A 23081-nucleotide genomic window follows, 5' to 3' on the forward strand; every position below is an offset into this window, starting at 1 on the left:
GAGATGATAACAGAGTATTCAGCCCACCAATTTTTGATTGGGCGTTTATCAAAAAAATAAAGGAGTGAGCTTTTGTGGGCCTGTATCAGTCCGATTGGTCAAAAAAACCTCCGCACACACACGCATACCGGGCTGTTACGGATGTAGTGCAGGGACATTACCATGTGATCGAAGGCTTTTCGCAACCGGAGAACGGCAGCAATACAGATGAGCATACACATTTCTATACGGGCATCACCTCGTTTGAAAACGGCCATTTTCATAGGTATTACGGCATTTCCGGCCCTGCCATCCCGAGGGTTGACGGAACACATTACCATGAGCTTTCAGAGACCACCTTTGCCGCCTACAATGAGCCGATTCAGATCCAGCACGGCGGTGTCGTTTACGATCCGCGGGAGGAAGGACGGAAAACGCACCGCCATACGCTCAAAGGAAAAACGAGAGAGGTTGTCGGAAACGAGCCGATCGGGTGGTAGCGGACGTTTAGCGCTCAGGAAAAAGGGCAAAATGGATAGGTGCCTGAAGAAATGAATGCTATAATTAGGGGGAGATTTATAAAAGAGAGTGATACATATTGAAAAATAAAAAACAGCCTGTCGTCATACTTGTCGGACCGACGGCAGTCGGAAAAACAAAACTAAGCATCGGACTCGCGAAAATGCTGAATGCGGAAATCATCAGCGGAGATTCCATGCAGGTATATAAAGGGATGGACATCGGAACGGCCAAAGTCACCGAAGAAGAGACAGAAGGCGTGCCGCATCACCTGATTGATATTTTGGAGCCGTCCGACACTTTTTCAACGGCGGATTATCAGAAAATGGTAAGGGGAAAAATCACCGAGATTGCCGATAGAGGAAAGCTGCCGATGATTGTCGGGGGAACGGGTCTGTACATTCAGTCCGTGCTGTATGACTATACGTTCACGGAAAACTCCGGCGACCCTGTATTCCGGGAGCGCATGGAGAAACTGGCGGCTGAAGAAGGGGCGGAAGCGCTTCATGCCAAGCTTGCGGCAGCCGACCCGGAAGCGGCGGCAGCCATTCATCAAAACAACACGCGAAGAGTCATCCGCGCGCTCGAAATTCTGCATGTATCGGGAAAAACAATGTCAGAGCATCTTAAAACCCAAAAACGGGAGCTGCTTTACAATGCGGTTCTTATCGGTCTTACAATGGACAGAGAAGTGCTGTACGGCCGGATTAACGAGCGCGTTGACCTGATGCTGGAAACCGGCCTTCTTGACGAAGTAAAGCGGCTGTATGATATGAATATCCGGGACAGCCAATCGATTCAGGCGATCGGCTATAAAGAGCTGTATGAATATCTTGATGGAAAAGTGCCGCTCCCTCAGGCTGTGGAGCAATTAAAACAAAATTCTAGGCGATATGCGAAACGCCAGCTGACCTGGTTTCGCAATAAAATGCCCGTTTCATGGACAGATATGACGCCGCCTGTTGATATTGAGCAGAAAAAAAAGGAAATTTTCGAGTGCATAGCAGGAAAACTGGAAATTTAATCGAAACAGTATTGTATTGAGAACCAAGGAGGACGAAACATGAAACCGATTAATATTCAAGATCAGTTTTTGAATCAAATCCGAAAAGACAATACGTTCGTCACGGTGTTTTTACTCAACGGCTTCCAGCTTCGCGGCCAGGTAAAAGGCTTTGACAACTTTACCGTTTTGCTCGAAACGGAGGGGAAGCAGCAGCTTATTTATAAACATGCCATCTCCACGTTCGCCCCGCAAAAAAACGTCCAGCTTGAGCTTGAATAGACTTTTTGAAAAAGACCATGAACAATGGTCTTTTTCTATGCGCATCTGTATATTGCAGGCCGTATATCGGAAACATAAAAGGGGGTTCGGAAAATCGTGTTCGAAAGTGAAAATGAACTGAGAAGAATCAGGATTACGCTCGTTTGGATCGCTGTTTTTTTGCTGTTTGGAGCTTGCAGCAATCATGAGACGGTGGTGACGGATGATGACGGCGGCTCATCGGATGCCGAACCGCAGACAGAAGGCATGGTGCAGCTGGAACATAATCGTTTCGGCATCGTCGAGGACGGTTACTTAAAAATATACCGCTATGATGAAAAAACGAATAAAATCGAACTGAAAAAAGAAACGGCGCTGGATGAGCTTGAATAAATTTCACAAGCGTTCGAATTTACAAAGCGGGCCGCACAAGCTACACTAAGTACTGACATTGATCATGCAGAGGGTGAGACGATTGAAACACAAGGTGATAATCAACCATTGGGAAGAAACTTGTGAAGATGATTCCTGCTATGAATATGGAACCAGCATCATCGTTGACGGCAAAGAACTGATCAGAGAGGCTTCCATCACAAGCGCTCTGAAAGCCGTACTGAAAGAAATCGGTGCTGATGTGGAGATTGAAGAAACCGTTGAAAGCGAAAAAAAATGTGATTCTTACAAAAAATAAGAATAAAAGTCTAGACTACTAAGCAGTTTTTTTTCATGTTATGATAGACATCGGCTTACACATGACACCTTGAGTAGGATGAGAGATGATTCTCGTTCTGCTCTCTTTTTTGGGCGTTAATCGGGCCAGAGCCAAAGTCCGCTCTTTCAAAAATATGAATTTTTTATAAATCGATCTCAATATGTTGTGTTTTTCTGAGAGGTTAGTATACTATATATAGTGTTAAGAGATTCATTATTTTTGATAGGTCGTGATAAGGATGGTTCAAATCATATTTGATTCAAAGACAGGGAATGTTCAGCGTTTTGTGAATAAAACAGACTTTCAGCTGATCCGCAAGGTGGACGAAACGGACCACGTGGACACTCCGTTTGTTTTGGTCACCTACACGACAAACTTCGGTCAGGTACCGGCATCAACACAATCATTTCTCGAAAAATACGCCCATCTCTTATTAGGAGTCGCTGCGAGCGGCAACAAAGTATGGGGCGATAACTTTGCAAAAAGCGCCGATACCATTTCAAGACAATATCAGGTGCCGATCTTGCACAAATTTGAACTCAGCGGCACATCTAAAGACGTTGAATTGTTTACTCAGGAGGTAGAAAGAGTTGTCACAAAATCAAGTGCCAAAATGGATCCAGTTAAATAACGAAATCATGATCCAACAAGATGGAAAATTCCAGTTTGATAAAGATAAAGAGGCTGTACATAGCTATTTTGTTGACTATATCAATCAAAACACAGTTTACTTTCACGATTTGAAAGAGAAGCTGGATTATTTGATTGAAAACCAATACTACGAAGAGGAATTCTTAAGCCTTTACTCTTTTGAAGACATTAAAGAAGTGTTTAAGACAGCTTACGCAAAGAAGTTTCGTTTTCCTTCCTTCATGAGTGCGTTTAAATTTTATAATGACTATGCTTTGAAAACGAATGACAAGAAAAGAATCCTCGAGCGTTATGAGGACCGAATCTCAATCGTCGCGCTGTTCTTCGCAAACGGCGACACTGAGAAAGCAAAAGAATATGTAAACCTGATGATCAACCAGGAATATCAGCCGAGTACACCGACATTTTTGAATGCCGGCAGAAAACGCCGCGGAGAACTGGTGAGCTGCTTCTTGCTCGAAGTCAATGATTCCTTAAACGATATTTCACGGGCGATCGATATTTCCATGCAGCTGTCTAAATTGGGCGGAGGGGTTTCTCTTAATCTGTCCAAGCTTCGCGCGAAAGGCGAAGCGATTAAAGATGTTGAAAACGCCACAAAAGGTGTTGTAGGCGTCATGAAGCTTCTTGATAATGCGTTCCGTTACGCTGACCAAATGGGCCAAAGACAAGGCTCAGGCGCGGCGTATTTAAATATCTTCCACCGCGATATCAATGATTTTCTTGATACGAAAAAGATTTCTGCGGATGAAGATGTGCGCGTCAAAACGCTTTCTATCGGTGTCGTCATTCCGGATAAGTTCGTTGAGCTTGCGCGTGAGGATAAAGCGGCTTATGTATTCTATCCGCATACGATTTATAAAGAATACGGCCAGCATATGGACGAAATGGACATGACGGCGATGTATGAGGAGCTTGTCGACAACCCGCATGTCAAAAAAGAAAAAGTGAATGCGCGCAAATTGCTTGAAAAGCTTGCCGTTCTCCGTTCTGAGTCAGGTTATCCGTACATTATGTTCCAGGACAACGTAAACAAAGAGCACGCGAATAACCACGTATCAAAGGTGAAATTCTCGAACCTTTGCTCTGAAGTGCTTCAGGCGTCACAGGTTTCGGCTTACACAGATTATGATGAAGAAGACGAAATCGGCTTGGACATTTCCTGCAACCTTGGTTCATTAAATATTTTGAATGTCATGAAACATAAATCGATTGAGCGCACGGTGAAACTCGCGACGGATTCCCTGACTCATGTATCTGAGACGACGGATATCCGCAACGCGCCGGCAGTCAGACGCGCGAACAAAGCGATGAAGTCCATCGGTTTAGGCGCCATGAACCTTCATGGCTACCTGGCCCAAAACGGCATCGCGTATGAAAGCCCGGAAGCAAGAGATTTCGCGAATACGTTCTTTATGATGGTGAACTTTTATTCCATCCAGCGTTCAGCTGAGCTTGCGAAAGAAAAAGGCGAAACGTTTGAGCATTATGAAGGCTCCACTTATGCAACGGGAGAATATTTCAATAAATACATCGAAAAAGAGTTCTCACCGGCATACGAAAAAATCGCTGCGCTCTTTGAAGGCATGCATATTCCGACAATCGAAGACTGGAAAGAGCTGAAGGCGTTTGTCGCCGAAAACGGCATGTACCACAGCTACAGACTGTGCATCGCGCCGACAGGTTCCATTTCCTACGTCCAATCCAGCACGGCGTCCGTTATGCCGATCATGGAACGGATCGAAGAAAGAACATACGGAAATTCAAAAACGTATTACCCGATGCCGGGATTAGCGTCTAATAACTGGTTCTTCTACAAAGAAGCTTATGATATGGACATGTTCAAAGTGGTGGATATGATCGCGACAATCCAGCAGCATATCGATCAGGGAATCAGCTTTACCCTGTTTTTGAAAGATACGATGACAACTCGTGATCTGAACCGTATTGATCTGTATGCCCACCATAGAGGCATCAAAACCATTTACTATGCAAGAACGAAAGATACCGGGCAGGACAGCTGTCTTTCTTGTGTCGTTTGATTAAAGGAGAGTTTACAGTGACAAAAATTTATGACGCAGCAAACTGGTCAAAGCATGAAGATGATTTCACCCAAATGTTTTACAACCAAAACGTAAAGCAGTTTTGGCTTCCGGAAGAGATCGCATTAAACGGCGATCTTCTCACTTGGAAGTATTTGGGTAAAAATGAGCAGGATACGTACATGAAGGTGCTCGCCGGCCTGACACTGCTTGATACAGAGCAGGGGAACACGGGCATGCCGATTGTGGCTGAGCACGTCGAAGGCCATCAGCGAAAAGCGGTTCTTAATTTCATGGCGATGATGGAAAACGCCGTGCACGCAAAATCATATTCAAATATTTTTATGACGCTTGCTCCGACTGAAACGATCAACGAAGTATTTGAATGGGTAAAGCAGAATAAATATCTGCAGAAAAAAGCGCAAATGATTGTCGGGCTTTACAAAGCCATTCAAAAAGATGATGAAATTTCACTGTTCAAAGCGATGGTTGCTTCCGTCTATCTGGAAAGCTTCCTTTTCTACAGCGGTTTCTATTATCCGTTATATTTCTACGGACAAGGAAAACTGATGCAAAGCGGTGAGATCATTAACCTGATCCTTCGTGACGAAGCCATTCACGGCGTGTATGTCGGTCTCCTTGCTCAGGAAATTTATAATAAACAGACAGAAGAGAAAAAAGCAGAGCTTCGTGAATTTGCGATTGACCTTCTGAATCAGTTATATGAAAATGAGCTTGAATATACAGAGGACTTGTACGATCAAGTCGGACTCTCACACGATGTAAAGAAATTCATCCGCTATAACGCCAATAAAGCTTTGATGAACTTAGGGTTCGATCCTTACTTTGAAGAAGAGGATATTAATCCGATCGTATTAAACGGATTAAACACCAAAACAAAATCACATGATTTCTTCTCCATGAAAGGGAACGGCTACAAAAAGGCGACGGTAGAACCGATTAAGGACGAAGATTTTTATTTTGGCCAAGATGAAGAGCAGATATAATATCTGCTCTTTTGGCTTGAATGGAGAGGTAAGACAGGAGGAACGGGCATGAATAAAATGGATGAAATCATCTTGGCTGCACCGCGGAGTGACGTCTTTCAAAACGAAATGCTGACATTTCAGGGAGTCAACAGCGAGGATGAACGTATCGTAAACATTATGGCTCAAATTGAGGCGCATTTTTTTGAAATCAGAAGAGGCGACGCGGAAGAGGACCCGCGATTTAAACAGCCGATTCCGTATGTCGTCATCCGCCGCGATGATGAGGTGTTTGTGTATGAACGGCTCGCGGGCGGAGGGGAATCGCGCCTCCATAATAAGCTTTCTCTCGGCTTCGGCGGACACATGAACCCTATGGAAGGGGCGGCTTCATTTTCGGAAGTGCTGAAACAGAACACCGACCGGGAGCTGGCGGAAGAACTGTACATTCGCGAGGAGGACAAACAAAACATTGTCACACTCGGCCTGATCAATGATGATGAAAACGATGTAGGGAAGGTGCATATCGGCATCCTTTCTGCGCTCCAGTTAGCGTCTGCGGCACAAGTCGAAGTGAAAGAAAAAGATCAAATCGCCGGGCGCTGGATGAAACTGAGCGAACTGAAAGAGGAAAATGTGTATCAGCGTCTTGAAGCTTGGTCTCAGTTTGTCGCCGATATACTTCAATAACAAAAAACCCCGTTCGTCCCAAAAAAGGGAGAGCGGGGTTTTTTCATTTAGTCTTGCACAATGAAGGCATCAAATCCGGCTTTTTCGGCCCGCGCGGCCAACGCTTCAGCGTAATCTTTGGAAGAGAATGCGCCGATCTGCACTTTAAATAAGCCGCCTTTTGGAAGCACAATCGCGTCAAAACCTTTAGACACCGCATCGGCGGCAAGCGCATCAGCATTTGCTTTCACTTTGAATGCACCGATTTGCACTTTATATAAGTCAGCCTTTTTTTTTAGACCGAAAGCTTGCTCCAAGCCCTTGGCATGTCCTCTTGCAAGGCTTTCAATAAAACTGGCTGTTTTCAGTTTGTTTGCATCAGCTGACGTATCAACAAAACCATTCTCCGTCAAAATCGCCGGCATACTTGTCTCCCGCAGCACATGGAAGTTGGCTGTTTTTTTTCCTCGGTCATTAAAACCCGATGCTTGAATCACTTGCGTGTGGACGGCTGATTGGTAAGTCGAGGTCGGCGCTCCGACACCGGGGTAAATATAGCTTTCGAATCCGGTTCCGCCTCCTGAGTTAATATGAATGGATAAAAAATAATCTGCGCCCCAGCTGTTGGCGGCATCCGTTCTTTCCGTCAGGCTGACCGTCTTATCGCTTGTCCTGCTCATCGTGACAGAAACTCCTTCATACTCATTCGTCAGAATCGTGCGCAAAGCCAGCGCGATCTCCAGCGTGACCGCTTTTTCCTGAAGTCCGTTTCCGGTTGCACCTGAATCAGTTCCGCCATGACCGGGGTCTATAAAAATTTTAACCATTCTCCATCACCTCATTACAGCATATGATGATATTCAAATGGTGCTTGTACGGCTGTCATTCATGAAAAAAATGAGAAATATACCCAACATTTCCCGGAAAATAAAAATAAATGGTTTGTCCTCCCGTTTCTGCTGAATACAATAAGAAATGAAAAATATTTCTCGGGAAAGCGCAGGATTCAACATCATTCCCGAAGAGAACGGAAAAAGTGACAGATAAAGAGGAAAACGGGTCTCATGATGATAGGCGGATGTCACGGAACCGCTTCATCATGAGTAAGATAAAGAGAGAACAGAGAGGTGAGCATGTTGGAGCGCGCTGTAACCTATAAAAATAACGGACAAATTAACATCATTCTTAATGGCCAAAAGCAAGTGCTGACAAATGCGGAAGCTGAGGCGGAATATCAGGCCGCCCTGCAAAAAAATGAAGCCAAGCACAGCATTCTGAAAGAAATTGAAAAAGAAATGAACACATTAGTGGGTATGGAAGAAATGAAACGCAACATTAAAGAAATTTACGCGTGGATATTCGTCAACCAAAAACGGGCCGAACAAGGGCTGAAAGTCGGAAAACAAGCTCTTCATATGATGTTCAAAGGGAACCCCGGCACCGGGAAAACCACCGTCGCGAGACTGATCGGCAAGCTTTTCTTCGAAATGAACGTGCTTTCCAAAGGACATCTGATCGAAGCGGAACGTGCCGATCTGGTCGGTGAATACATCGGACACACGGCGCAAAAAACGAGAGATCTGATTAAAAAATCGCTCGGGGGCATTTTATTCATTGATGAAGCATACTCACTTGCAAGGGGCGGAGAAAAGGATTTCGGTAAAGAGGCGATTGACACGCTTGTCAAGCATATGGAAGACAAACAGCATGAATTTATTCTGATTCTGGCAGGGTACTCAAGAGAAATGACACATTTCCTGTCATTAAATCCCGGCCTGCAATCGCGTTTCCCTATCAGCATCGATTTTCCGGATTACTCTGTCACTCAGCTGATGGACATCGCAAAGCGCATGATAGCAGAGCGGGAATATCAATTAAGCCAGGAAGCCGAGTGGAAGTTAAAAGATTACTTAATGACAGTGAAAAGCACGACAAGCCCCATAAAATTCAGCAACGGGCGCTTTGTCAGAAACGTGATTGAAAAATCAATCCGCGCTCAGGCCATGAGACTTTTAATGGGAGACCAATACTTAAAAAACGATTTAATGACGATCAAGAGCCAGGATTTACTTATACAAGATGAGGCGGCAGCTCACGAATAGACCTCTCAGCCGGTTTGAGGGGTCTCTTTTTTATTTCTCTCTTTAAAACCCGCCGGATGTGTGGTATACGCCCTGCGGGTTTGGTATGATAGTACTACTGCCCAATACGACACAGAAAGGAACATCCATTTGAACGAACAGGAAGGAAAAAGAGAAACGGTCATTTTGGTCGGCTGCCAGCTTCCGCACATGACAGATGAGCACTTTGAACATTCCATGGAAGAGCTTGCTTCATTGACAAAAACGGCTGACGGAACGGTGCTGACCCGGATTACGCAAAAACGGAACAGAGCGGATGCCGCTACATATATAGGCAAGGGGAAAGTAGACGAGCTGAAGGCGCTGTGTGAAGAGCTTGAAGCGGATCTGATCATTTTTAATGATGAACTGTCACCGAGCCAGCTTAAATCACTCGCCACTGCAATTGAAGCGAAGATCATCGACCGCACGCAGCTTATTTTGGATATTTTCGCAAAAAGGGCGAAGACGAGAGAAGGAAAGCTTCAGATCGAATTGGCCCAGCTTCAATACGCGCTGCCCCGTCTGAGCGGACAAGGAATCAATCTCTCAAGACAAGGCGGCGGAATCGGGACGAGAGGGCCCGGTGAGACAAAGCTTGAAACAGACCGGCGCCACATTAGAAACCGCATACACGAAATTAACGTGCAGCTGTCAACGGTTATCCGCCACAGAAGCCGTTATCGGGAGAGACGTAAAAAGAACGGCGTGCTTCAGGCTGCACTCGTCGGTTATACCAATGCCGGAAAATCAACATGGTTCAATCAATTAACAAGCTCAGACAGCTATGAAGAAGATCTGCTGTTTGCAACACTTGATCCGATGACGAGAAAGATGGCGCTCCCAAGCGGCTACAGCGTCCTTTTGTCTGATACGGTCGGCTTCATTCAGGACCTGCCGACGACGCTGATTGCGGCTTTCCGCTCAACGCTTGAGGAAGTGAAGGAAGCAGACTTGATCATTCATGTCATTGATTCATCCAATGAAGATTATGCCGGACATGAACAGACTGTCCTCGGTCTGTTAAAAGAGCTTGAGGCAGATGATATTCCGGTGCTGACCGCTTATAACAAACGTGATGATACACTTCCTGACTTCATCCCGACAGCGGGAGAAGGCCACATCATGATCAGCGCCAGAATCGCCGGGGATGAAGCAAAACTAAAAGCGGAAATCGAAGCTTATTTGCGCCGGGAGCTGATGACGCCGTATGAAGTTCATGTGCCTGCCGCCGAAGGCAAATTGATGTCACGCATCAAATCAGAGACCATGATCGACAGCCTTTATTTTAATGAAGAAAATGAACGCTACGAAGTCTCAGGTTATGTACAGGAAGAACAAAGCATACTCGGAGAACTGAAGAAATTCATGTAAGGAAGGTATACACAACATGTTTGACACACTGACCCATGGCGCTCTTTTACAAAAAACCGCCGAAGAAACAGAAGCGGAAATCTCCGCCGTTCATAAAAGAATAGAAGAAATCAGTGAACGGAATGAATGGAGAGTCCTGCAAAGCTACAGAAAACATAAAGTAAGCGATACGCATTTTACGCCTTCAACCGGATACGGTTATGATGATATCGGACGAGATACACTGGAGAAGATCTATGCTGATGTGTTCGGAGGAGAGGCGGGACTCGTGCGGCCGCAAATCATTTCCGGAACGCATGCGATTTCAATCGCGCTCTTCGGTGTGCTGAGACCCGGGGACGAATTGCTTTATATAACAGGCAAGCCTTACGATACACTCGAGGAAATCGTCGGAGTAAGAGGCGGGGAGTATTCAGGCTCGCTTAAGGAATTTCAAATCGGATACAATGCAGTCGATTTAACATCAGAAGGCAGAGTGGACTTTGAAGCGGTCCGGGCTGCAATCCGGCCGAATACAAAAGTGATCGGCATCCAGCGTTCAAAAGGATATGCGAATCGTCCGTCTTTCAGAATAAATGAAATTAAAGAGATGATTCGTTTCGTAAAGGAAATCAAAGAAGATGTCATTGTTTTTGTGGACAATTGCTACGGAGAATTTGCAGAAGAGCGGGAACCCTGCCACGTCGGAGCGGATCTTATGGCCGGCTCCCTGATCAAAAACCCGGGCGGCGGCCTTGCTAAAACGGGCGGCTATCTTGTAGGGAAAGCCAAGTGGATTGAGGCCTGCTCTTACCGGATGACCTCCCCGGGAATCGGAAGTGAAGCCGGCGCTTCGCTTTATTCACTGCAGGAAATGTATCAAGGTTTCTTTCTCGCTCCGCATGTAGTGGCGCAAAGCTTGAAGGGAGCGGTATTTACCGCCCGTTTTCTTGAAAAGCTCGGCTTTACGTCAAACCCTGCATGGAATGCGCCGAGAACGGATCTGATTCAATCAGTTGAGTTTCAGGACCCTGATAAGATGATCGCTTTTTGCCAGGCGATACAATATGCTTCACCGATTAATGCGCATGTGACGCCTTATCCGAGCTATATGCCGGGATATGAAGACGATGTCATTATGGCAGCGGGCACTTTCGTACAGGGAGCAAGCATTGAATTATCAGCAGATGGACCTATCAGACCGCCTTATGTCGCGTATGTCCAAGGAGGATTAACCTACGCGCACGTGAAAAATGCGATTTGCAGCGCCGTAAATGCTTTAATGGAAAAAGAGCTGATTTAGGCCGTTTGCAATTTTCAAAGAATTTGATGTTAAGATTCCTTACATTGTGTTGACACAAAATATAACATCACCTATAATGAGACTAAGATAAGAAAAGGAGGAAATTGAGATGAGTGATAACATTCGCCGCTCAATGCCTTTATTTCCAATTGGGATTGTCATGCAGTTAACAGAACTTTCTGCCCGGCAAATTCGATATTATGAGGAAAATGGATTGATATTTCCAGCGAGAAGCGAAGGAAATAGACGATTATTTTCATTCCATGATGTAGATAAACTGTTAGAAATCAAAAATCTGATTGAACAAGGCGTCAATATGGCGGGGATCAAACAAATTCTGGATAAGGCATCTGCCGAACCGGAAGAAAAATCCGAAAAAACCGCCAAACCGATGAAGCACAATCTGTCTGATGACGAACTCAGAAAGCTTCTGAAAAACGAACTGATGCAGGCAGGCCGTTTCCAGCGGGGAAATACTTTCCGCCAAGGTGACATGTCCCGATTCTTTCATTAATCCGTTAGCAACTGTTTTGCTATATACATTTACCTTTTAGAGGAGGAGTTTTACGAAATGGCAAAGTACACAAGAGAAGACATCGTAAAATTAGTAAATGAGGAAAACGTAAAGTATATCCGCCTTCAATTCACAGACATTCTCGGAACGATTAAAAACGTGGAAATTCCTGTGAGCCAGCTTGAAAAAGCACTTGATAATAAATGCATGTTCGACGGTTCTTCCATCGAAGGTTTCGTCCGTATCGAAGAGTCTGATATGTACTTATATCCTGATCTGAACACATTTGTAATCTTCCCATGGACGGCTGAAAAAGGTAAAGTAGCACGCTTCATCTGTGACATTTACAATCCGGACGGCACGCCGTTCGAAGGTGACCCGCGTAACAACCTCAAACGGATTCTGAAAGAAATGAAAGAACTCGGTTTCAGCGATTTCAATCTTGGACCTGAGCCTGAATTCTTCCTGTTTAAATTAGATGAAAAAGGCGAACCGACGCTTGAATTGAACGATAAAGGCGGATACTTCGACCTGGCTCCGACTGACTTGGGAGAAAACTGCCGCCGCGATATCGTGCTTGAGCTTGAAGAAATGGGCTTTGAAATCGAAGCATCTCACCATGAAGTTGCTCCGGGTCAGCACGAAATCGATTTTAAATATGCTGGTGCCATCCGTTCTTGTGACGACATCCAAACTTTCAAACTGGTTGTCAAAACGATCGCCCGCAAACACGGTCTGCATGCGACATTCATGCCAAAACCGCTGTTCGGCGTAAACGGTTCCGGTATGCACTGCAACCTATCACTCTTTAAAGATAGCGTTAACGCGTTCTTTGATAAAGACGCTGATCTTCAGCTGAGTGAAACAGCAAAACATTTCATTGCCGGTATCGTAAAACACGCGACAAGCTTTACGGCTGTCACAAACCCGACAGTGAACTCTTACAAACGCCTTGTTCCGGGCTATGAAGCACCTTGCTACGTGGCATGGAGCGCGCAAAACAGAAGCCCGCTGATCCGTATCCCGGCTTCCCGCGGCATCAGCACGCGTGTTGAAGTCCGCAGCGTAGACCCGGCGGCAAACCCGTACCTGGCGTTAAGCGTATTGCTTGCAGCAGGCCTTGACGGAATCAAAAACAAACTTGAAGCACCGGCTCCGATTGACCGCAACATCTACGTCATGAGCAAAGAAGAGCGCATGGAAAACGGCATCGTAGATCTTCCGGCGACGCTGGCGGAAGCTCTCGACGAATTCAAATCAAACGAAGTCATGGTTGCGGCACTCGGTGAGCACCTGTTCGAACACTTCATCGAAGCAAAAGAAATCGAATGGGATATGTTCCGCACACAGGTTCATCCGTGGGAGCGCGAACAATACATGTCTCAGTATTAATCTCTCAATCCCTTGGCACTATTGGTGCCAGGGGATTTTTTGGTTTTGGTCATAAGATTAAAAGAACAACATTTTTGGTCCTTGACCAGAATATGACCAAAAAAAATTGAAGTTATAATTGAGGACACGTATTTATTGTAATCCCTTATTCGGTTTAGGATGAAGGCTAAATGAAGCTAATTATGTTCTAAAATTGAACCGGCCATTTTTATTTTCAAAAAGCAGGAGCAGGAAATTCATCAATTTTGATACGAAGTAAACTATAAGGTTTCTGTCGTAAGTCTTTTCCATAATGAAATCTAGCCTGCCGATGTAATTGGATCACGATGACATATAAGTATTCATCCGGACCAATCGAAAAAGTATCCGGCCATAAAATTCTCGGATCATGTGCGATGGTTTCCATTGTGCCATTCGGCAGCATCTTTCGAATACTATTGTTCTCATAATCTCCGGCATAAATGGCTCCTTTTGCATCTGTAATCATTCCATCAGACGCGCCTTTTTCTCCCCAATACGCCACATGATAAAGTAAATCCATGTCCGGTATATTTCTATCTCTCAGGGCTTCTGTTGAGATCGAGAACAGATGACGGCTGGTCAGTGGACAAAAAAATAATACCTTTCCGTCAGGAGAAATCGCAATACCGTCGGATGCCAGCCTAAATGGGGAAGTTGAACCATCCCTGTTACGATTCATCAAAATTTTGCCTTCTACTTTCGGTATAAAATAGGAATCCGGTGAAGTTGGATTTGCTCCATTTAACCGTCTAAATGCGTTTCCGGTTTCTAAATCCACGACGATAATAGCTCCTGGTCCTTTGGAAGAAGAATCCGTTATATAGGCATAACCTGCAGTTCCAACACGAAAATCAAATCGGACATCATTCAGGTAAGTTGTTGGAAGGACAACATCTTCTGTAAAGGTATAAACTCTGCTGATTGTATTGGTTTTTAAATCAACAGCGACTAATTTTGCCCCGCCTTTAATTGGTTCAGAAAAATTGGGTGCCGCCGTATCTAGTACCCAAAGGGTTCCTCTTCCATCAGTAACTACACTTTGGACACTGATGAAAGTCATTTTGATATTCTCAGGGTTAACCAAATTGGTTTGTAAATCAGGATAAGGCTGCAATTTATCCCCAATTATTTCCGCCACCGTAAATTTAACATTGTCTCCCCATTTCGGAAAACAAATGAAAATACGACCAGTTTCTGAAACAGTAACACCAGTAGGCATAGCTCCATAAAATGCATAAACCAGTTCTAAATCCCCAAAATATTTTTCAAAAGGCAGCATAGGTTTCATAATATCCTCCTCAACCAATTAAACGGGATATCACTTATATATGATTCGCATTTTTTCTAGTGCATGTTTCTTAATAAGTTTTTCTAAACACAAGATGATGGAAGTGCTTATCATTTAATAAGTCAGTCAGGTGACACAGGGGGTTTTTACTTAACGTCTGTCGAAGCAGTCGGCAATTACAACATGGTATGTTCTTTGGTCGGTTTTAAATTCTCTGAAAAAAGAGTTGAAAAAGCAGAAAAGATTTTATAATATGAAATCAAGTTAGTTTGTTCGGTCAACAAACTAATAAAACCACTTAATTGTCCATCATATAAAGGTCTTAAATGGGAGGGGGATAAAAGGCTCGATTTAATTGTAGGTGTATAGAAAGCGAAAGCCAAGCTTTTATCCTGTTCACTGCTATCTGATCACCATTTGGATGTTGAAAATGCTCTGTGAAAGTAAACCGTTGTCATTTTTGAAAGCGCTTTTATACGCCGCTCACTGGCTGATAATTTTAAAGAAATGTTATACCATTCATCATGTTCCTTATGTAAAGGATCGAAAAGGGGAGAAATCATGCTCAGTGAAAATGTAAAGAAGATCAGCATGGTTGAAAAAGTTGGATATGCGTCTGGAGATTTTGCATGTAATTTAATTTATGCAACAGTGTCTACGTATCTTTTGTTCTTCTATACAGATGTTTTTGGTTTATCGGCAGCAACAGCCGGTACGATGTTTTTAGTGGTTAGAATCATCGACGCTCTCGCTGATCCTTTTATTGGAACAATAGTTGACAGAACAAATAGCAGGTTTGGCCGCTTCAGACCGTATCTTTTATTCGGAGCTTTTCCCTTTGTCATATTGGCAATACTCTGTTTTACAACCCCGGATTTTTCGGATATGGGGAAATTAATATATGCCTATATCACCTATGTCGGCTTATCGCTTACATACACCATGATAAACGTGCCATATGGCGCGTTAACATCTGCAATGACCAGAAATAATCAAGAAGTTGTTAGTATAACGTCTGTCCGTATGTTATTTGCAAATCTTGGAGGACTTGTCGTTGCATTTTTTGTTCCCTTACTGGCTGCTTATTTAAGCGATAATTCCGGCAGCGAATCTCTTGGCTGGCAGCTAACCATGGGTATTATGGGAGTTATAGGCGGGTGCCTTTTAATCTTTTGTTTTAAAAGCACAAAAGAGCGTGTCACGCTTCAAAAATCGGAAGAAAAAATTAAATTTTCGGATATATTTGAGCAATTTCGTGTTAATCGGCCTCTAGTTGTATTAAGTATTTTCTTTATTATTATTTTTGGAGTGAATTCAATCAGTAATTCGGTTGGCATCTATTACGTAACGTATAATTTAGAAAGAGCGGATTTAGTGAAGTGGTACGGTTTGTTGGGAAGTTTGCCTGCTTTGGTCATTTTACCGTTTATTCCAAAGCTTCATCAATTATTAGGGAAGAAGAAATTACTAAACTATGCATTATTACTGAATATGATCGGCCTCTTAGCTTTACTTTTCGTTCCGTCAAGTAATGTATTCCTGATACTTTCCTTTCGATTGCTGGCTGCTGCAGGAAGTCTCACTGCCGGGGGATATATGTGGGCGCTTATTCCTGAAACAATAGAATATGGAGAGTATAAGACCGGGAAAAGAATGGGCGGTCTTATATACGCTATTATCGGATTTTTCTTTAAATTCGGCATGGCCTTGGGAGGGGTTGTACCGGGTTTGGTTCTAGATCAGTTTGGATATGTGGCAAATCAGGTGCAAACGCCGGAGGCATTGACGGGAATTTTAATTACAACAACCATTATTCCCGTGTTCTTACTGGTTCTGGCCATGATTGATATTAATTTCTATAACTTAGATGAGAAAAAATATAAAAGCATGGTTCGAGAATTAGAGAATAGAGACAAAGTTTATTTGGATCATATTGACGATTTCAAAGCTTAAAACATGATGAGTCAACAGAAAATAGCTGAGGAGGAGTTCAAAATCAAGATCATCAATCCAGTACTTAAAGGATTCAACCCCGATCCGAGTATTTGCAGGGTTGGAGAGGATTATTATATCGCTGTATCTACATTTGAGTGGTTTCCGGGAGTCCAGATACACCACTCAAAAGATTTAGTCAATTGGCGCTTAGTTGCACATCCATTAAAGAGAGTTTCGCAATTAGACATGAAAGGAAATCCTAATTCAGGCGGGGTCTGGGCGCCATGTTTAAGTTACAGCGACGGAAAGTTTTGGCTGATCTATACGGATGTTAAGGTAGTAGATGGCGCCTGGAAAGATTGCCACAATTATTTAGTGACTTGTGACACGATTGATGGTGATTGGGGGGAGCCGATCACATTAAACAGCTCGGGTTTTGATGCTTCTTTGTTCCATGATACGGATGGGAAAAAATATTTATTAAATATGTTATGGGATCAGCGTATTGATCGGCACTCCTTTGGAGGCATTGTCATGCAGGAATATTCTGATAAGGAGCAAAAACTAATCGGTAAACCGAAAGTGATTTTTAAAGGAACTGAAAGAAAGCTGACAGAAGCGCCGCACCTTTACCGTATCGGGAACTATAATTATTTATTAACCGCAGAAGGAGGAACACGGTTCGAACATGCTGCTACAATTGCCCGTTCTGCAAATATTGAGGGTCCATATGAAGTACATCCTGATAATCCTATCTTAACGTCATGGCATGCGCCGGAAAATCCGCTGCAAAAATGCGGACATGCATCCATTGTACAAACACATACAGGCGAGTGGTATTTAGCTCATTTAACGGGACGTCCCATTCACCCGGACGATGATTCAATTTTTCAGCAGAGAGGATATTGTCCTCTGGGCAGAGAAACAGCTATTCAAAAGCTCTATTGGAAAGATGGCTGGCCTTATGTAGAAGGCGGAAAAGAAGGGAGCTTGGAAGTGGAAGCGCCTTCTATACCTGAAACAATGTTTGAAGAAACCTATCCGGAAGTTGATGAATTTGAGGATGCAATATTAAATATTAATTTTCAAACGTTAAGAATCCCGTTTACGGAGAAATTAGGTTCATTAACTCAAGCGCCAAATCATTTACGATTATACGGCCATGAATCCTTAACTTCGACATTTACTCAGGCATTTGTAGCCAGACGCTGGCAAAGCCTCCATTTTGAAGCGGAAACGGCTGTTGCGTTTTATCCGGAAAATTTTCAGCAAGCCGCTGGTTTGGTGAACTATTACAATACAGAGAATTGGACGGCTCTCCAAGTCACGTATGATGAAGAACTTGGCCGTATTCTTGAATTAACGATATGTGATAACTTTTCTTTTTCACAACCGTTAAAAAATAAAATTGTGATTCCTCGTGAAGTCAAGTATGTCTATTTAAAAGTGAATATTGAAAACGAAAAATATTATTATTTGTATTCATTTAACAAAGAAGATTGGCACAAAATCGACATTGCATTAGAATCGAAAAAATTATCAGATGATTACATCCGCGGCGGGGGATTCTTTACAGGAGCTTTTGTAGGGATGCAATGCCAAGATACGAGCGGTCATCATATTCCGGCCGACTTCAGATATTTTCGTTATAAAGAAAAATAATTAGCACATGAAAAAGGAGATTTCTATTTTAGAACTCCTTTTTCATATTAGAAGGTGCCTATGTCAGTATTGATTCAGAAATACTCCTAGAATAAAAAAACCCATCTTTAAAGATGAGCGTAAAACATAGAAGTATGTACATTCAGTTATGAACCATGTCGAGAAAATGATCAATAACAATAGAGGACATTCCTAGAGCAGGGGCATTTTTTCCTAAGATAGATGGTAATAATTCATAGCTATTGTCTAGTTGGGAATAAACCCTGGATGACACTTCGCTTTTAATTGAATGTAAAACCATAGGATGCGATTCAATGATGCTGTTTCTTAAAATGATGGCTTGCGGATTAAATGTATTTAAAATATTGGTCAGGCCTATTCCTAAATAGAAACCAAAATTCTGTAATGCCTGTAAAGTTCCAACATCATTCAGATGGGCAAGGTCTATGATATCTTGGCTGGACACTTTTTTCTCTTTCGTCTGAAGAGATGTTAATAAAGCCTTCTCTGAAGCATACAATTCCCAGCAGCCTCGGTTTCCGCAGCTGCATTTAGGACCCTTAAAGTCTATTGTCATATGTCCCATTTCTCCAGAGAATCCGCCAACCCCTCTATATAAATGATTGTTGATCATAACGCCGATCCCTATTCCTGTACCGATACTTGCATAAATGATGTTATCGTGATTTTTTGCAGCTCCAAATACTTTTTCTCCGTATGCGCCGGCATTTGCCTCATTTTCAATAAAAACGGGCACATTGAACTTCTTTTGGATGAAAGATTTTAAGTCAATATCTCTCCAGTTGGCGTTCGGAGCGAAAACAATTTTTTGATTTTTGTCAATCAGCCCGGGCGCGCATATCCCTATACCAATAAGACCGTACGGAGATTGCGGCATATTTGCAATAAAGTGATGAATCATCTCAATTAAAATATCTTTAGTGATTTCTGGAGAATTGCATTCCAAATGGTGGTGTTGATCAAGGACGATCGTCCCTTCAAGATCTGTTAAAATGCCATTAACATAATCCACGCCAACATCTATTCCTACGGAGTATCCTGCTTTTTTATTAAAAACAAGCATAACAGGTCTTCTGCCGCCGCTTGATTGTCCCTGACCGATTTCAAATACGAGGTTTTCTTTCATTAATGTGTTTACCTGTGACGAAACAGTTGATTTATTTAATCCGGTCATTTCAGATAATTTTGCTCTTGAAATAGGAGAATTCTTAAGTATTTCGTTTAGTAATAACTTTTGGTTAACTTTTTTGACAAAGGCTTGATCAGCGATATCCACTTCATCCACTCCATTTGTATAATCTTTAAATTAAGTTGAACGTTCTGTGTTATCGTGCGAAACGCAGTACATAGCGAATCCAACCTTTATTATATCTAATGTGTTCGTAAAAAACTAAAAAAAATATTGAAAATACTGATGAGGTTATATAAGATGAAAATAAGTTAGTTTGTTTGGTCAACAAACTAATGTGCAACATGACATAAAAGCATTTGTATTTGAATGATCATGTTTAGAATTTATTTTTAAGGGGGAAATCACACATGGCTCACTCTCATTCCGGTTCGGTCAACTATTTTGAAAGCGCAAACAAAGTGATTTACGAAGGGAAAGAATCCACGAATCCTTTAGCATTTAAATACTATAATTCTCAAGAAGTAATTGGCGGAAAAACGATGAAAGAGCATTTGCGATTTTCTATTGCCTATTGGCATACATTTACCGCTGACGGCACAGACATTTTTGGCGCAGCTACGATGCAGAGACCGTGGGATTACTATAAAGGCTTGGATCTGGCGAGAGCGAGGGTAGATGCAGCATTTGAGCTGTTTGAAAAACTGGATGCGCCATTTTTTGCTTTTCATGACCGGGATATCGCACCGGAAGGAAGTACGTTAAAAGAGACAAATCAAAATCTGGATATAATCGTGGACATGATAAAAGACTACATGAGAACCAGCGGCGTTAAGCTATTATGGAATACTGCAAACATGTTTACGAATCCCCGTTTCGTCCATGGTGCGGCGACTTCTTGTAATGCAGATGTATTTGCGTATGCCGCAGCCCAAGTAAAAAAAGGATTAGAAACAGCAAAAGAGCTTGGCGCCGAGAACTATGTATTTTGGGGCGGACGTGAAGGGTACGAAACTTTGTTAAATACCGATTTAAAATTTGAGCTTGATAATATGGCCAGATTTATGCATATGGCAGTGGATTATGCGAAGGAAATCGGGTATACAGGGCAGTTTTTGATTGAACCAAAACCAAAAGAGCCGACCACCCATCAATATGATACGGACGCAGCAACAACCATTGCCTTTTTAAAGCAATATGGCTTAGACAATCATTTTAAATTAAATCTCGAAGCCAATCATGCCACATTAGCCGGGCATACATTCGAACATGAATTACGCATGGCGAGAGTGCATGGCCTTCTTGGCTCTGTTGACGCGAATCAGGGTGATCCGCTTTTAGGCTGGGACACAGATGAATTTCCGACAGATTTATATTCTGCGACATTAGCAATGTACGAAATTCTGCAAAATGGCGGTCTTGGAAGCGGAGGATTAAACTTTGACGCAAAGGTCAGGAGATCTTCTTTTGAGCCTGATGATTTACTATATGCCCATGTTGCAGGGATGGATACATTTGCAAGAGGGTTGAAAGCCGCCCACAAATTAATCGAAGATTGTGTGTTTGAAGATGTGATTCAACACCGTTACCGCAGCTTTACTGAAGGGATTGGGCTTGAAATTGCAGAAGGAAGAGCTGATTTTAAGACGCTTGAGCAATATGCGCTGAACAATCAGCCAATTAAAAACGAATCAGGGAGACAGGAGCGGTTAAAAGCGATATTAAACCAATACATTTTAGAGGTATAACAAATGAAAAAAGAAGCTCCAGATCCCGCTATAAAAAGATGCAGGCAGCCGAGTTCCCGGAATGGCCCGTCATGAAGTTACTGTTATGGCGGGTCATTTCAATGGAGATCTATTTAGAGAGGAAGGAGTGAAAAAATGAAGTATGTCATTGGAATAGATCTTGGTACGAGTGCCGTTAAAACCATTTTAGTCAATCAAAACGGCAAGGTTTGTGCAGAAACGTCCAAAAGTTACCCGCTCATCCAAGAGAAGGCGGGATATAGTGAGCAAAATCCTGAAGACTGGGTGCAGCAAACAATTGAAGCATTGGCTGAATTGATTTCGATATCCAACGTTCAAGCCGGGGATATTGACGGGATTAGCTATTCAGGACAAATGCATGGGTTAGTACTGCTTGATCAAGATCGGCGGGTGCTGCGTCATGCGATTCTTTGGAATGATACCAGAACGACGCCTCAATGTAGCAGGATGACCGAGACATTTGGCGATCATCTGCTTGATATCACAAAAAACCGTGTCCTTGAAGGGTTTACATTACCTAAAATGTTATGGGTGAAGGCACATGAGCCTGAACTTTTTAACAAAACCGCTGTTTTTTTGCTTCCGAAAGACTATGTGAGATTCCGCATGACTGGCGCCATTCACACCGAATACTCCGATGCGGCGGGAACGTTACTTTTACATATGACCCGCAAAGAGTGGAGCGATGAGATTTGCAATCAATATGGTATTTCAGCGGAAATTTGTCCTCCGCTTGTTGAATCCCATGACTGTGTAGGATCGCTGCTTCCGAGCGTTGCGGCGGAGACTGGGCTGTTGGAAAAAACAAAAGTGTACGCCGGGGGAGCAGACAATGCTTGCGGTGCTGTCGGAGCCGGTATTCTTTCTTCCGGAAAAACATTATGCAGTATCGGGACGTCAGGAGTCATACTTTCCTGTGAAGAAGACAAAGAAAGGGACTTTAAAGGGAAAGTGCACTTTTTTAATCATGGAAAGAAGGATTCTTTTTATACGATGGGAGTCACGCTCGCTGCTGGATACAGCTTAGACTGGTTCAAAAGAACGTTTGCGCCGAACGAATCGTTTGAACAATTATTGCGGGGGGTGGAATCTGTTCCGATAGGAGCAAATGGACTGCTGTACACTCCTTACTTAGTCGGTGAAAGAACCCCGCATGCTGATTCATCTATTCGGGGAAGCTTGATCGGAATGGACGGAGCCCATAAAAGAGAGCACTTTTTGAGGGCGATAATGGAAGGCATCACATTCTCTTTATATGAATCAATTGAGCTATTCCGCGAAGCGGGAAAATCAGTTGATACGGTTGTCTCTATTGGCGGGGGAGCTAAAAATGAAACGTGGCTTCAAATGCAGGCTGATATTTTCAATACGAGGGTGGTTAAGTTAGAGAATGAACAAGGTCCCGCCATGGGGGCTGCGATGTTAGCTGCCTTCGGAAGCGGGTGGTTTGACTCTCTTGAAGAATGTGCAGAGCAGTTCATTCATGAAGCAGCTGCATTTTATCCAAAAGAACAAAATGTTCAAAAATATAAAAAACTATTCGAGTTGTATAAGAACATTTACGTTCACACAAAAGATCTCAATACAGCTTTAAAGAGCTTTCGACAAAGATGAAGAAAGAACCTCGCCAAATTGGCCAGGTTCTTTTTATATTGCACAAAAACAGACACGGTGATATAATCAGAACACGCGCGCTTTTTGTATGAAAGTCATAGTTATCCATCTTATATTATGATTATATCATGCTGAAAA

Annotated in this window: 21 protein-coding genes; 18 read left to right on the plus strand and 3 right to left on the minus strand. The window is 43.0% G+C overall.

Annotated elements, in window-relative coordinates:
* Positions 1 to 74 precede the first annotated feature (74 nt).
* From JNUCC22_RS08740 to JNUCC22_RS08780, 9 genes are all read left to right on the plus strand, one after another.
* Positions 75 to 479, plus strand: a complete 405-nt coding sequence (locus tag JNUCC22_RS08740; protein ID WP_007410376.1) for a YmaF family protein — start codon at positions 75 to 77, stop codon at positions 477 to 479.
* 98 nt (positions 480 to 577) lie between these two features.
* Entirely contained in the window at positions 578 to 1522 is a 945-nt protein-coding gene (gene miaA / locus JNUCC22_RS08745) for a tRNA (adenosine(37)-N6)-dimethylallyltransferase MiaA (protein WP_007410375.1), read from the plus strand.
* Between the two features lie 39 nt (positions 1523 to 1561).
* Positions 1562 to 1783 carry an RNA chaperone Hfq gene (gene hfq / locus JNUCC22_RS08750; protein ID WP_003154064.1) on the plus strand — a complete coding sequence of 74 codons (222 nt, stop codon included), beginning with the start codon at positions 1562 to 1564 and terminating at the stop codon, positions 1781 to 1783.
* Positions 1784 to 1879: 96 nt separating this feature from the next.
* On the plus strand, positions 1880 to 2155 hold the full coding sequence (locus JNUCC22_RS08755) for a YmzC family protein (protein ID WP_007410374.1): 276 nt from the start codon (positions 1880 to 1882) through the stop codon (positions 2153 to 2155).
* A gap of 82 nt (positions 2156 to 2237) precedes the next feature.
* Positions 2238 to 2453, plus strand: a complete 216-nt coding sequence (locus JNUCC22_RS08760) for a hypothetical protein (RefSeq protein ID WP_003154062.1) — start codon at positions 2238 to 2240, stop codon at positions 2451 to 2453.
* Between the two features lie 259 nt (positions 2454 to 2712).
* Positions 2713 to 3105 (plus strand): class Ib ribonucleoside-diphosphate reductase assembly flavoprotein NrdI, encoded by a 393-nt coding sequence (nrdI, locus tag JNUCC22_RS08765; protein ID WP_003154061.1) that lies wholly within the window; start codon positions 2713 to 2715, stop codon positions 3103 to 3105.
* Complete coding sequence (gene nrdE, locus JNUCC22_RS08770) at positions 3065 to 5167, plus strand: class 1b ribonucleoside-diphosphate reductase subunit alpha (protein ID WP_020955855.1); 2103 nt, start codon at positions 3065 to 3067, stop codon at positions 5165 to 5167. Before nrdI ends, nrdE begins: the two co-directional genes overlap by 41 nt.
* A gap of 17 nt (positions 5168 to 5184) precedes the next feature.
* A complete protein-coding gene (nrdF, locus tag JNUCC22_RS08775; protein ID WP_012117608.1) occupies positions 5185 to 6174 on the plus strand; it encodes a class 1b ribonucleoside-diphosphate reductase subunit beta in 990 nt (329 codons plus the stop codon).
* A 48-nt stretch (positions 6175 to 6222) separates the two neighbouring features.
* Positions 6223 to 6843, plus strand: a complete 621-nt coding sequence (locus tag JNUCC22_RS08780; protein ID WP_012117609.1) for a hypothetical protein — start codon at positions 6223 to 6225, stop codon at positions 6841 to 6843.
* Between the two features lie 47 nt (positions 6844 to 6890).
* Here JNUCC22_RS08780 and JNUCC22_RS08785 read toward each other — a convergent pair whose 3' ends face one another.
* Positions 6891 to 7649 (minus strand): N-acetylmuramoyl-L-alanine amidase, encoded by a 759-nt coding sequence (locus JNUCC22_RS08785; protein ID WP_007410370.1) that lies wholly within the window; start codon positions 7647 to 7649, stop codon positions 6891 to 6893.
* 306 nt (positions 7650 to 7955) lie between these two features.
* Between JNUCC22_RS08785 and spoVK the strand changes: the two genes are divergently transcribed.
* The 5 genes from spoVK (at position 7956) to glnA (ending at position 13504) form a co-directional block, all read left to right on the plus strand.
* Entirely contained in the window at positions 7956 to 8924 is a 969-nt protein-coding gene (gene spoVK / locus JNUCC22_RS08790; RefSeq protein WP_007611621.1) for a stage V sporulation protein K, read from the plus strand.
* 129 nt (positions 8925 to 9053) lie between these two features.
* A complete protein-coding gene (gene hflX, locus JNUCC22_RS08795) occupies positions 9054 to 10316 on the plus strand; it encodes a GTPase HflX (RefSeq protein WP_053104418.1) in 1263 nt (420 codons plus the stop codon).
* Positions 10317 to 10332: 16 nt separating this feature from the next.
* A complete protein-coding gene (locus JNUCC22_RS08800) occupies positions 10333 to 11598 on the plus strand; it encodes a methionine gamma-lyase family protein (RefSeq protein ID WP_047935741.1) in 1266 nt (421 codons plus the stop codon).
* Positions 11599 to 11707: 109 nt separating this feature from the next.
* A complete protein-coding gene (locus JNUCC22_RS08805; RefSeq protein ID WP_007410366.1) occupies positions 11708 to 12112 on the plus strand; it encodes a MerR family transcriptional regulator in 405 nt (134 codons plus the stop codon).
* Positions 12113 to 12169: 57 nt separating this feature from the next.
* Entirely contained in the window at positions 12170 to 13504 is a 1335-nt protein-coding gene (gene glnA, locus JNUCC22_RS08810; RefSeq protein WP_007410365.1) for a type I glutamate--ammonia ligase, read from the plus strand.
* Positions 13505 to 13718: 214 nt separating this feature from the next.
* Here glnA and JNUCC22_RS08815 read toward each other — a convergent pair whose 3' ends face one another.
* Complete coding sequence (locus JNUCC22_RS08815; RefSeq protein WP_216062274.1) at positions 13719 to 14813, minus strand: L-dopachrome tautomerase-related protein; 1095 nt, start codon at positions 14811 to 14813, stop codon at positions 13719 to 13721.
* A gap of 561 nt (positions 14814 to 15374) precedes the next feature.
* Here JNUCC22_RS08815 and JNUCC22_RS08820 point away from each other — a divergent pair.
* Both JNUCC22_RS08820 and xynB read left to right on the plus strand, forming a co-directional pair.
* Positions 15375 to 16766, plus strand: a complete 1392-nt coding sequence (locus tag JNUCC22_RS08820; protein WP_007410362.1) for an MFS transporter — start codon at positions 15375 to 15377, stop codon at positions 16764 to 16766.
* 42 nt (positions 16767 to 16808) lie between these two features.
* Entirely contained in the window at positions 16809 to 18410 is a 1602-nt protein-coding gene (xynB, locus tag JNUCC22_RS08825; RefSeq protein ID WP_216062327.1) for a xylan 1,4-beta-xylosidase, read from the plus strand.
* A gap of 142 nt (positions 18411 to 18552) precedes the next feature.
* On the opposite strand, the gene JNUCC22_RS08830 is transcribed toward xynB, so the two are convergent.
* The gene (locus tag JNUCC22_RS08830; protein ID WP_025284775.1) at positions 18553 to 19707 is read right to left on the minus strand and encodes a transcriptional repressor XylR; all 1155 of its coding nucleotides are present in this window, start codon (positions 19705 to 19707) and stop codon (positions 18553 to 18555) included.
* Positions 19708 to 19970: 263 nt separating this feature from the next.
* Between JNUCC22_RS08830 and xylA the strand changes: the two genes are divergently transcribed.
* Positions 19971 to 21308, plus strand: coding sequence for a xylose isomerase (xylA, locus tag JNUCC22_RS08835; protein WP_216062275.1), 1338 nt, complete (start codon positions 19971 to 19973; stop codon positions 21306 to 21308).
* Between the two features lie 135 nt (positions 21309 to 21443).
* Complete coding sequence (gene xylB, locus JNUCC22_RS08840; RefSeq protein WP_216062276.1) at positions 21444 to 22943, plus strand: xylulokinase; 1500 nt, start codon at positions 21444 to 21446, stop codon at positions 22941 to 22943.
* Positions 22944 to 23081: the final 138 nt, after the last annotated feature.

It is taken from the genome of Bacillus sp. JNUCC-22 (assembly GCF_018861275.1).
GTDB lineage: Bacteria > Bacillota > Bacilli > Bacillales > Bacillaceae > Bacillus > Bacillus velezensis.